Below are 12,399 nucleotides of genomic sequence, written 5' to 3' on the forward strand. Positions count from 1 at the left end.
ATATAGTAATGGCAACTAGGCGTACAGATGCGAACATGACCGAAGCCGGGAACTATAGTGCCAAGAAAGCGGTACCGATTATCCTGCTGCTATTTCTATTATGCTTGGTAATCGACAACTCGTTTAAGATTGTTTCTGTTGATATGGCAAAGGATTTTAATATTTCTGCGACAACTGTTAGCTGGCAAGCTACTCTGGCTGGACTGGTCATTGGAATTGGGGCAGTGGTTTACGCAGCCTTGGCGGACTCCATAAGCCTACGAAAGCTTTTTAGCGTCGGGATCATTTTAATCTGTATTGGTTCCGTTATGGGGTATATCTTCCAACATTCGTTTTTCATGGTTGTAATCTCACGCATCATTCAGACTGCCGGTTTGGCATCAGCCGAAACCTTATATGTTATTTTCGTAACGAAACACTTGCCTGCCAATGAACAAAAGAAATTTTTAGGATTAAGTACAAGCAGTTTTGCCCTTTCACAAGTTATCGGTGCAATAACTGGGGGCTATGTTTCCACATACTTCAATTGGGCTACACTGTTTCTGGTTCCATTAGTAACCATTTTCACCCTTCCATTTATTTTGAAATACCTTCCAAAAGAAGAGAGAAACAACAGCCATATCGATGTGCTTGGTTTATTTCTTGTTGGTGCGATTGCGGCATCGCTTCTGCTTTATATTACCGACTTTAACTGGATTTATCTGCTTGTGTTTATTGTCGCTATTGTCGCGTTCCTTGCCTATATCAGTAAGAACTCTAAAGCTTTTATCGGGATATCATTCTTTCAAAATAGACAGTTTATCTCCTTGCTTGGGGTAGCATTTGTTATCTATTCCGTACAGTTAGCCTATATTTTCTTGTTTCCGTTCTTGCTTGAAAAGCTTTATGGCTTGAAGCTCGACACTATTTCTCTATTATTGATCCCAGCCTATGTATTAGCTGCGGCGGTGGGAGCACTATCTGGGAAAGTTGCGAAGGTCATGGGAAGCAGACAATGTATTACGATTGCCATGATTACCATTATGGCTAGCTTATTGTTAGCCGGGTTCTTTGTAAAAACTTCGATTGTTGTATTCGTCTTCTCCATGATTTTGTTCTCTTGCTCATTCGCGTTCATGTATGCGCCATTGCTTTCTTCCTGTATCGGTAATATTCCAAAAGAAAACTCCGGAACAGCCGTAGGATTTTATAATCTGACGCTTAATGTCGCCATGTCGATCGGAATTGCCTATACAGCAGCCATGATGGACCATCCCGCAATGCGTAGAAGTTTCCTTGGATTTAGCAATCCGGATGTTTCCATGTTTAGTAACACCCTTTTCATGATCGCTCTGGTTGCCCTTTTCAGCTTGATCCTGTACTGGGGATTAGTAGGCAGGAAAATGGCGAAGTAGGGTACTCCAAAGAACCCTTAGACTCTGAGTCTAGGGTTCTTTTTGCTTATTACGCTTTCAATTTCTTAATCCAATCCGTTTTTCCTGTTCCGTAGCTTTCCTTTTGTCCAATGTCATGCAAGGAGCCGTTTTCATAGTCGATTGATAAGAATAAGTCTGGGATGGAGTCAAAACCTCTCTTTGCAAGTTCATACAGTTGAGAACCATAATGAGCGGTCATCACTCGAAAATCCTCTTGATGGACGTAAGGATTTTTGAGAAGGGCATTTTTATACACTTCAAATATATCCGTTCCGTCTTCTGTGACAAACTTTCCATCTACTACTTTCAAATCCCCAAGGTTATAGCCTGTCGCGTTTTTAATTACACGAACCAGATTATATTTATCATACTTCTCGTTCGTAAATTGGTTGGAATCGTGAGAGCGGCTTTGGATAATATGGATAAACAACTCGTTGGCATTCTGAGCTGAATTAAGCGCATCCTCCAGCAATCGGGTCAGTTCCGCATCATCAGTCCCAGTTACGGTCAGTTTGTAATTGTTTGGATTGATGGTAAACGTTAATTTCAAATCATTTGGTATGTTGATTCCATATTTCTCGAGGAGCTGCTTGAACTGCTCGTTAACCTTTTGACGATTATATGCCTTTCTTTCTGCAACCTCTACCTCACCCTGAATGGGCGCGTCCTCACGGAAAAGTGAATCCCGCATGTCATAAGAATAGGCTTTACCATTATGTAGCCAGGATAACTCCGCACTATAGGAAGCACTCAGCACCAACCGGATTGCGGTTAATGGGGAGCTCTTAGGGTAATTTCAGATATACGCTACCTCGTAAGGCTGGTTTGGGCACGGAGTTGGTCAAAAAGATGGAAGCGATCATCGACGCCTCGTTGCCCTACGCAAGTCCTTCACGTAAATTCAACTCTATTCGCTGGTTACACGCTATAAAATGCAACACCTTAAGTATCAGAATTTCAACCATATATTCATTCCATAAGCTCCTTTTCAAAGGAGCTTATGGAATGACCATGTTGTTCACAGGAATCTTCCGAGCAACAGCGCAAGTAACGGCTACGTTTATTATGTCAGCTATTCAAGGAATTACTCTGATTCCTGTGCTCTATATCGCCAATCATATGAACGGCTTCCACGCGGTGGTTTGGTCGATCGTCATCGCAGATGCCGTCGCTTTGATTGTCAGTGCCATCATGCTGTATGTTCTACGATCCAAATTACAGCCGGATTTGGATCGTATAGTACAGTAAAGAAACCTATAACACGCAAAAAGGACGGGGAGTATGATTACTTCTTATGCTCGTCAGCATCTTCAAATGTCTTCTGAAAAACTCGCCGTTACTACTTATGATACGGTTCACCGTAACGGGTCGGACGGTCAATTTACATAAAAAAAAAGTGGTCGAAGGATAATCTAACCACTTATCCATTTATAAGCACTCATTCGTTACGCAACTATTTTTCGATTTTCTTAAGGAGATGGAGCATTTTAACTATAATTTTCAATTTTACAGTTATCCTGCTTTTACAACCCAAATGTCATTTCTTACTTTCTCTTCGGCAAGTTTAGCATCCTTAAGTAGCCTATAATAATATTCTCTCCCAAACCAGAGTGAATACTGAGTCATTAATGTTTCTTGTTTACTATTTATTTTTCCTAAGCAGTAATAATACGCAAACTTCACGTCAGCATCATTAATACTCTCTGGAATTTCTACAGGATAATCAACACTTGTAAATTCTGAGTTTAGAATAGTATTCGTATCATGAACTGTTCTTAAAATATCATTCATTTTTTTATAGCCGTTATATTCTATTTCATATTCCCCGTGTTCCGGTTTTTTTATATCTACTGAGTATTCTTTTATATACTTATTCTCATCATCACAATAGATTTGCACCGTCATTTTACATTTATCAATTTGCCTAGAACTCTCAAGACTATTATTAATATGTGCCTGTCCTTCTAATGGGAGATAAGGCAGATCGACACTTTCCCCAGGCAATAATAAATTGATTTCATCATAAATAAGCCCTTGGTATCCTCCTATCCCTCTCTGATGATTACTCAATGTAAATTCATATATATATTCATTTTCAAAAGAGATATTATCAAAGATGAGTTTTACAATGACATTCTTCGCAGAGCGCTCTCCAGTATTTGTGATATTCAATTTCCAAGTAGTTGGAACTGAAAAACCATATCGCATTTCATTGTTTGAGTATTTTTCTAAGAATATGTTCCCCCCCATTGTTTCTGAATACTCACCTTGTTCATTGACTATAGTTACCTTAAACTCAGGTTTTTTTACGGATTGATTATAAGCAGCTAATGCTATACAAGTACCTAGAACTGCCACTAATACAGAAACATATACAAAAAAATTGCTATGGTCAGCTAATCTACTCTTCATAGTAATAAAGTCAAATTTACTCCCGTACCATAACCATACAATATAGATTATGAACAAACCCAATATACCCCAAGAAAATATCTCTAGTATTTTCATAATTACTCCTAATCATTTTATTGTCTATCGTAAAACTGTTTTTGGTAGTTAAAAAATGTAATAAATAGAAAATAAGTTTATGTAATATGGCTCACTGCACACTCTGCAACAGCAAATTTCTAAGACTGTTACGCCACATTGCTCAGAAATGTTCACCAATCATTACATGGATCGAATACATCCTGGATTAATAATGCATAGAATTCATTTGCCGATATCTTGGGATCTAGCAATTTCCCTACTAACTCATTATCTACCTTTATTAATCCTAAATTTGTATCATTATATGAATATGTGCCGATTTCCACTGTATAAAGGTACTCGTCGTAGACTTCCTGTCTATAATCAACAAAATCAAAATATTCAAGTTGATAACTTGAGAGGATTGAGATGATTTTTTGTAATAATCTTATCGGTACTCCCATACCAAAGCTTAGAACTAACCTTTTTGGAATCTCAATTTCGTGAGAATCTAATTCGAATCCCTTTAAGTTAGTTATACCTGCTGTCCCTAATGCATTATTGATATCATAAAAATCTAACAATAACTCATTAACTAATACTCTTGTTTTTGAAAGATCCAAATTATCAAACTCAGTGAGTTGTTTAAATAATTCAGTCTGACCATAGTGGTTCTCTATCATGAATATCTCACTAATAAATTTCTTTTTATCGTCGTTTCTACTATCACCAATATCAAAATTTGGAGTATCCTTCTCTTCTTTCTTTTTATCGTTATCAATTTCAATCTGCAAATACTTGCTTGCAAGTTGTGGGTATTTTTCCTCCAATATTATCCTAAGCCATTCACGTTCAAATAATTTAAATTCCCATCCGTATTTTTGAAAGATGATCTCTTTATAATAATCCATTCTACTTCCTGTGACTCTCTGTGAAGTAACAAAGACATATTCATGAAATACGTGTTGTTTTTCTTGAAGTTTAAGTATTTCTCTTTTCAACTTTTTCTCCCAAGAGCTTTCAAGAGTAAACTGAAAGAAAACAATTTTCATTCTATTATTTTCATCGTAAAAAATTTGTTGCGCATCCCTTCCATTGTCGTAGTTTCCTCCTAATGGAATGATATTCTTATACCCTTCATGAAAGAAAATATCCGCGCACATTCTCTCAAAATTTTTAGGATCTATTTCATTATCTATACTCCACAAAACCTTACTCTGCATATTTCACCTCAAAACGTGTTTTCTTTAATCTTCTCACATTCTTCTAAGTAACGACAAGTAATAAGGGCACCCACATAGGTGCCCTTTCGCTCATTCTTCTTCCTCCATATCCTCGTGCTCATCATCAGAATAAGCAGCAGGTGCAGATTCAGCCAATGCCGTTACTATTGGTAACAATTGATCTTCTTCATTCCACACTACACTACCAACTGGAGTATCTATCGTAAAGTCTAGTAAGCAGTTTAGTAAATTCTCTACTAATCGATATGCATCGGGATTATTTTGTAATTGAATTAGAGCGTTATATGGCTTTCCTGAACTAATGTATTGATTGAAGTAGGCTCCCTCAAAGTGTGGTATCGAAGCAACTAATCGCACCTTTTCAGGGGTCAAAGAAGCTTTCAATGTATTAAGTATCGCATTGTTTTGACTCCACGCTGGATTTTTCCTTTTTCCATTACTTGTCCGAGGAAAGTCACTATCATGAAGAACAGAATAGCCAGAACCAAAATGATTTAAAATTTTACAGAGGGAAACGATTGTTGCTTTCCCACGTGCACGAATGATATGTACGTTCTTATATCTCTCTGGGTTTCTTGAAATGACGTACTTAAACGCTGTATACTCCGTATCACCCTCGACAATAATCGATTGTCCACCAAAGAAGAACTCAGCAACATGAGGATCAAACAAATTAAGCAGTTTCAAATTTTCTCGATCATTATCGTCTAATTGAACTTTCTCGGGACGGAATACAGTTGTACCAAATATTTCCCCTTGGTCAGATCGCTCAACACGAACGATAGTTGTGTTGTCTCTAGACACATCAATAAAAGAGGGAGAATGAGTTGTTACCATTACCTGCCAATTACCTTTAGTAGGAAGATCATATAGTACTTTGCATGCTTCCCGAACTGCATTTGGATGCAAACATAACTCAGGTTCGTCTAGTAAGAGAACATGAGGTCTCGTAGATCCAACTTTTTTTGCACTCTCTGCTTGAGCAATCAAACGAAGTGCAGACCATAACAACGTACGTCTTGCACCACTACCTTGTTTCTCTATTGCACTTTGATAGCCAACTTCAGGACCCATTAGAAGTTTGGCAGGATTTTTAAACAATGACACGTCGTTCTCAATGTTTTCATCTACTCTGGGATCAAATTTTACAACATAACCAGGAAAAATATCAGAAATTGCCCCTGAAAGTTCATTTTCAATTGACTCTATTTCTGTTTTTGATTCGTCTAATATTTTCTTCCTAAGATCAGTTAGCTGTGCTAACAGTTTTGAATACTCTGTCTCACATTCACCATCTGCTGTTGTCTGCTGTTGCAAGCCTTTAATCCTATCCTTCACAATAGCAGTTAGTAAGTCTACAATCTGCTTCTCCTGCTCATTTGGTTGGGCAAATGCCTCTACCATGTGCGGTTGTGGTCGTTTTTCTTTTGCAACATTCGGAGCTCCCCAAGGAACCTGATCATCCCAATCCTTTTTCTCAACATTAAAGCCTTGGCGTTTAGGTTCAGCATTAGGAGAGTTCCATGTCCAACGCTCTCTTACAATTGCGTTCCCTGTTTCCCCATCTCTTTCAACCCATCTTACCGCTGGTGAGGTATCACCGTTAACAATAGTATGGAGTTCAATCTCAGGCAGATTGTTAGAATCAACCACTCCGTTGGGGAAGTCTGCTTCCGTGAGATGGCATTTTTTTGATCCATGACTCATAACCACTTCATAGGCTTTTAAAATAGAACTTTTCCCAGCATTATTAGGACCGACCAAAACTACAATATCATCCAAGTCAATTGTCACTGGTTGATTTCCAATACATCTAAAATTTTTGATGATCATACGACGAAGTTTTGGTTGACTAGACTCAAACCAAGGAAATAGGTCATTCGACTCTTCTTGTGCTTTTTTCCTTGCCACCTTCACCACTCCTATTGGTTATTTTTCTGATTTTACTGATAGTTTACGCTAGAATTGTGGCAATTTTCTACAAATTTTATTACTTTACTAAAGGGCATTAGTTTATCACTATCTTCCAATTAAACTCTCAACTCTCATTCCTCAGTATGAGTTGTTTTGCTTTTTTTGTGATCACGAAAGAACTCTTTTAGAACCTTTCTATGTTCTGTATATATCTGCTTATTTCCAAATAAATCAAACAGTTCTGTACGATCCAAATAAGTACTCTTAGGGAAATTGCGTTGTTCTAAGAGTTCTTTAATTCGCTTTGTTTTACTTTTAGCCATCATATATTCTACTGCTTCTGGAGTAAAATCACTTGAAGTAATAAATATTGGTAGAACTCTTTTTCCTGTTTCCGATTCTACAATTTTACATGTTCTTTCAAAGAATTTTTTTACCGTATCAGGTTCTTTTTCAGTTTTGCCAAGTTCAACAAGAATTCCCTCATTATATCCCTTTGTCTCACACACGATAAGATGATCATCAACTGGGATAACAATATCACATTCACATTTATTTCCATCCCTTCCGTATTTAATTCCAATTTTCAAGCTACTATATCCTAAATTACTAAAGATTGAGGCAATGAGAAAATTAAATACGTAGCCTTTCAAAGATCCGAACTTGCCATCATGCCCGCTTTCGTCAGCAGCAGATAGTATATCAGCTAAAGCTTCTGCATCTATTTTTCTTGGGTCTAAATTACGAACGGTTTTTAACGCTTCAGCAATTCTTGTACCGAAAACTTCTGAGATCGAAATCACCATTAATCCACGTTTTCTAGCCAGTTTCAAGGCATCTTCCTCAATAGACCGAACAAAACAAATTGGAATAATCCTGAAATTATCTTTAGTTCTCAACTTTCCATAAAGCACTGAAACACGTGCAATAAACCCAGCAACGTCATACATTCTCATTTCTCGATGAAGTACCGATTCCACGACAATTAGTGATCCTTTCTTTTCTTCTGAAGGATTAAAAGGGTTGTCTTTTTCGGAATTGTACAATCCCCATAGATATGAAAAACCATATGCATCCCAATAGAACCCATTGAGTCCTTTCCTTTCATCATCATCTGCTAAATGGGTAGTGTCCCATCCGGCAATATTCATTCTCTCAATCCAGTGCAGAAGATCTTCAGTGAATTGCTTCCCAAAAGCTAAATCTCGTAACCTCTGATCCATATTCGATTCAGATGCATTTATTGATGGCACCCAATCTTGGTGAGCAATTATAAACTCACTTTGATTGTAGGATTTTTGTGTTTGTACAAGACCAAGTAAATGCATTTCGTGATAAATCGCTTCTACAGACTTGTGCTTTTTATTAGGTTCCTGTTCTCGATTGACGACCCCTGCGGATATTTTCTCGAATTCAGACCAGTGTAAAAAACCATCTTGTTCAACTAAGGCTTGATACAACCGATGAATTGTTTTTGCGTGATCCGGTAAAACCTCCTTGAGTTTTTTTCGAATACTTTGCTTAGGAAGAAAGTAAACAACTTGGTTCCGGACAAATTTTACTGGCTCTGTAGTTAATAGAATCTTTTCATTTTTTAAACGATATACTATTTGCCTGGCATTCGTTGCAGTTACTCCCGTTCTAACGATTAAATGCTCCTGTAATTCACTTCCAAGCAACGGCCCTTCATCGCGTAGTATTTTTTTACACACTTCTTCGTAACTAGCCATTATTTCCTTAATACCTCCAAAGATGCTTTTGTAACACTGTCCTTAATATATTTAGTTGATTAATAAGGGGCTTGTCATTAAAAGCGATTAACCTCTTTAGTACCAAGGTTTTTCGCCATATCCAATTTACTTTTTTATGTAACAGTCAATTTTAGATTAATAATGATTGATACGGACCGTCGAACTGAGCTCTAGTGCTAGCCGTACTGACGCAGTTCCACACCCTGTTGAAGGCATCTCCACACAACATGCAGAAGACCCTCCTTCAAACGGTGATCAAGCAAATGGCCTGTCAAAGAAATAGAAGGAAGCAAAAAACTATTTTTTTAACTTAGCCCCCTACACTCTCGTAATCTAGTAAAAATACGGCCGAATTTCCCCAAAAAACAAAGGTATCTTGTAAAAGTGAAGGAGGATATACTCATGACACATAAACAGTTTGTAGAAGTATCTGCCCGCTCCCCCAAAAAAATTATCCGTCACTTATGATAAGGTTCCCCCCGCTGAATCCGAAACGCCCGATAAACCTGCTCCACCAAGATCAGCCTCATCAACTGGTGCGGAAAAGTCATCTTGGAAAACGACAGCTGCGCATCTGATCGCTTCAGCACCTGATCAGACAAGCCCAAAGAGCCCCCAATGACAAAAGCAATCTGGCTTTTGCCGTAGGTGGCGAGGCGGTCGAGCTCAGCGGATAGCTTCTCGGAAGACCACATGCTTCCTTCGATTGCGAGAGCGATGACATATGTATCTTGCTTGATTTGAGACAGGATGCGCTCACCTTCCTTGCGCTTCACCTGCTCCATCTCAGTTGCACTCAATTCTTCGGGAGCTTTCTCGTCGGCTACTTCCACGATCTGCAGCTTGCAGTAGGAGGATAGCCGCTTCGCATACTCCTCTATTCCTTCTTTTAAATACTTCTCTTTTAGCTTGCCTACCGTCACAATGGTGATTTGCACGTCTCGCTACATTCCTTTCACATGCAGTAGGGCGATTGTTCCTTCAGCATCGCATACCATACATTTGTGTGTTAGTTCATTTTCTTCGACATCTTCTCTTCGAAACATATCGGGCGCCACTTCGTACTTGTCCACATAATCGTCCAACTCCCGGTCCATATGCTCCATGCAGGATACGCGTATTGGGTGTTCTGCGTATATTTCTGTTTCTTTTCCTTGAATTTTTACTGTTTTGTAGGTATGTTCGTTTTTGCTCATATTCGATACTTCCCTTCTGTCCTAATCGATAGTCGTAAGTGATTCCGATCAACTTTACTCGCCCTTTATTCTACCCAACTTCTGCAGATAAAACTAGAAGAAGAGATGCTGGGGGGAGCATCTCTTCTTCTGAGTCGTTAGTCGTTTTTTGTTCCTGATTTTTTAAAAATGTAACTTGGTACTGCTCATCTATTGTTGATCGCCCAATTTTACCGTAGCGGTTTTCTTAAAGCCGTCTTGATAGTAGGTGACTACTACGGTATCTCCTGGTTTCTTGTTGAGGGTTAAATACTTACGCAATTGGGCGCTATTTTCAATCTCTTGATTATCCAATTTGGTAATGACATCGTACTGACGCAGACCTGCTTTATAGGCTGGAGACAATTCATTCAGATCCATTACAACTACGCCGGCATTCACTTCATCCGGAAGGTGCAAGGTCTCTTTCCAGTGGTAGCGAGGTACGGTGGTCAAATCGCGTGGGGCGATACCGATATAAGCGCGTTTTAGCTTGCCGTCACGCATCAATTGATCGGTAATCTTTTTCACATCGTTGATCGGAATGGCAAACCCTAAGCCTTCCACACCTTCGGAAGAAATCTTCATAGAGTTGATTCCGATTACTTGCCCATAGATGTTGACTAATGCTCCACCACTATTCCCTGGGTTGATTGCCGCGTCTGTTTGCAATACGTCCAATTCCCAGTCAGGTTGACCGTCGTTGTTAATGTCGATTGGCATGGATCGGTTGAGTGAGCTAATGATCCCTTGAGTTACTGTGCGAGAGAATTTGAGTCCCAATGGATTACCAATCGCGATCGCTGGCTCACCTACTTTTAAGGTAGAGGAGTCGCCTAGTTCCGCTACTTGTGTCACTTTGGAACCATCAATCTCAAGAACGGCGAGGTCTGTCAATTGGTCCGCACCTAGAACCTTGGCATTTACTTTCTCTCCGCTTGGCAGAGATACTTGAAGCTGTTCAGCACCATCGATTACGTGATAGTTGGTAATAATGTGGGCTTTTCCATTCTTCTTCTCAAAGATAACGCCTGAGCCTTCTCCTTTTTCTTCTGAGGTAGTTGTATCTGCCCAGACATTGTTCACACGTTGAATGTTAATGATTCCAACTACAGCATTCTCTACTTTGGATACAGCACGAACGGTAGCCGTATCAACATTAAGAGACACAGGCTGTAGAGTAGTAGGAGTTCCATTCGTCTCATCCGACGCTAGCACGGGATTCGGCTGAATTGCTGACAAATACCCGGAGCTAGACAGTGTTGGAAGCATCAGCAGAACTACCAAACCTCCGATAACAGCAGAGGTGACGGAGGTAAGAATTAGACGACCGGCTCCCTTTTGTTTTTCCTTTTTCGTTTCTACTTGGTACATATCATCATAAAAACCCATTTTCATACGCTCCTTCCATCTCTTTATTAGGGTTACAGGTTTGGGATTTTCATATACTTCCTGTTTACAGCTTTAGTATACGATGTCAATGTAGAGAAATCTCGTGAGAAATATGGAAAGGTTGTGGAATGAAAAAAGCGCGCTTCGTCAAGAAGAATTCTCGAGAAGCACGCATGATGAAAGACTCAGCCTACAAAATCTCCAATTTCGTAGGTCGATCCGGATACGTTTCTTTCAAATGGATATCATCCCCTACACGCAGACCCTTCTCTTCCAGAATGCCTTTTACCGTGAGCTTGGCCAAATCCATCATATTATTCTCTTTACTCAAGTGAGCCAGATAGACTCGCTCCGCTTGTCCACCCAAGATATCGCTCAACGCGATCCCAGCTGTCTCATTGGATAAATGTCCGACATCACTTAGAATTCGTTGTTTAATGCTCCACGGGTAACGGGACATTCGCAGCAATTCCACATCATGGTTCGATTCGAATACGTACGCATCGGCTCCGCGAATCGTTTCTTTTATTCGATCACTGACATATCCCAAATCAGTTGCCACACTTAGCTTTTTACTGCCGTGATAGAAGCAATAACCCATTGGCTCCGCTGCGTCATGGGAGATTCCAAACGATTGAATACCGAGATCGCCTAACTCCCGCTTTTCTCCCGTCTCAAAAATCTGCTGTTGTTCGACCTTCACCGTGCCAATCTGCGTTTCAAGCTCTGACCAGGTTTTGGCGTTGGCAAAGATCGGAATGTTATACCGACGAGCCATGATACCGATTCCCTTGATATGATCGGAATGCTCATGGGTTACGAGAATCGCGTCGAGCTCTTCTGGCTTTACCCCGATCCCTTGCAAAGAGGCCTCCGCTTGTTTCCCGGATATCCCCACATCGATCAATACGGAATATTTCTCTGTCCCCACATAGATGCAGTTACCTGTACTTCCACTGGCGAGCACACTAAACTTCAACATGATTCCTTCTCTCCAAAC

10 protein-coding genes and 1 pseudogene are annotated in these 12,399 nt (G+C 39.6%); 2 read left to right on the forward strand and 9 right to left on the reverse strand.

What is annotated here, in order from left to right:
* The first annotated feature begins 8 nt into the window (after positions 1-8).
* On the forward strand, positions 9-1,394 hold the full coding sequence (locus tag ACQCN2_RS11075) for an MFS transporter (protein WP_426928969.1): 1,386 nt from the start codon (positions 9-11) through the stop codon (positions 1,392-1,394).
* A 49-nt stretch (positions 1,395-1,443) separates the two neighbouring features.
* On the opposite strand, the gene ACQCN2_RS11080 is transcribed toward ACQCN2_RS11075, so the two are convergent.
* Entirely contained in the window at positions 1,444-2,172 is a 729-nt protein-coding gene (locus ACQCN2_RS11080) for a DUF4885 family protein (RefSeq protein WP_426928970.1), read from the reverse strand.
* Positions 2,173-2,417: 245 nt separating this feature from the next.
* On the opposite strand from ACQCN2_RS11080, the pseudogene ACQCN2_RS11085 reads away from it, so the two are divergent.
* Positions 2,418-2,663, forward strand: a pseudogene (locus tag ACQCN2_RS11085) (MATE family efflux transporter); the annotation flags it as partial.
* A 264-nt stretch (positions 2,664-2,927) separates the two neighbouring features.
* Here ACQCN2_RS11085 and ACQCN2_RS11090 read toward each other — a convergent pair.
* From ACQCN2_RS11090 to ACQCN2_RS11125, 8 genes are all read right to left on the reverse strand, one after another.
* Positions 2,928-3,923, reverse strand: coding sequence for a hypothetical protein (locus tag ACQCN2_RS11090; protein WP_426928971.1), 996 nt, complete (start codon positions 3,921-3,923; stop codon positions 2,928-2,930).
* 152 nt (positions 3,924-4,075) lie between these two features.
* On the reverse strand, positions 4,076-5,107 hold the full coding sequence (locus tag ACQCN2_RS11095) for a hypothetical protein (protein WP_426928972.1): 1,032 nt from the start codon (positions 5,105-5,107) through the stop codon (positions 4,076-4,078).
* Between the two features lie 90 nt (positions 5,108-5,197).
* Positions 5,198-7,039: an ATP-dependent nuclease gene (locus ACQCN2_RS11100; RefSeq protein WP_426928973.1), complete on the reverse strand. Its 1,842-nt coding sequence runs from the start codon at positions 7,037-7,039 to the stop codon at positions 5,198-5,200.
* Between the two features lie 134 nt (positions 7,040-7,173).
* Positions 7,174-8,772 carry a hypothetical protein gene (locus ACQCN2_RS11105; RefSeq protein ID WP_426928974.1) on the reverse strand — a complete coding sequence of 533 codons (1,599 nt, stop codon included), beginning with the start codon at positions 8,770-8,772 and terminating at the stop codon, positions 7,174-7,176.
* A gap of 479 nt (positions 8,773-9,251) precedes the next feature.
* Entirely contained in the window at positions 9,252-9,731 is a 480-nt protein-coding gene (gene rlmH, locus ACQCN2_RS11110) for a 23S rRNA (pseudouridine(1915)-N(3))-methyltransferase RlmH (RefSeq protein ID WP_426928975.1), read from the reverse strand.
* Positions 9,732-9,737: 6 nt separating this feature from the next.
* The gene (locus ACQCN2_RS11115; RefSeq protein WP_426928976.1) at positions 9,738-9,989 is read right to left on the reverse strand and encodes a CxxH/CxxC protein; all 252 of its coding nucleotides are present in this window, start codon (positions 9,987-9,989) and stop codon (positions 9,738-9,740) included.
* Between the two features lie 189 nt (positions 9,990-10,178).
* Positions 10,179-11,399, reverse strand: a complete 1,221-nt coding sequence (locus ACQCN2_RS11120; RefSeq protein ID WP_426928977.1) for a S1C family serine protease — start codon at positions 11,397-11,399, stop codon at positions 10,179-10,181.
* Positions 11,400-11,589: 190 nt separating this feature from the next.
* Positions 11,590-12,378: an MBL fold metallo-hydrolase gene (locus tag ACQCN2_RS11125; protein ID WP_426929053.1), complete on the reverse strand. Its 789-nt coding sequence runs from the start codon at positions 12,376-12,378 to the stop codon at positions 11,590-11,592.
* Between the last annotated feature and the right edge of the window lie 21 nt (positions 12,379-12,399).

Origin of the sequence: Brevibacillus ginsengisoli, assembly GCF_050113715.1 — a bacterium.
GTDB classification, from domain to species: domain Bacteria; phylum Bacillota; class Bacilli; order Brevibacillales; family Brevibacillaceae; genus Brevibacillus_H; species Brevibacillus_H ginsengisoli.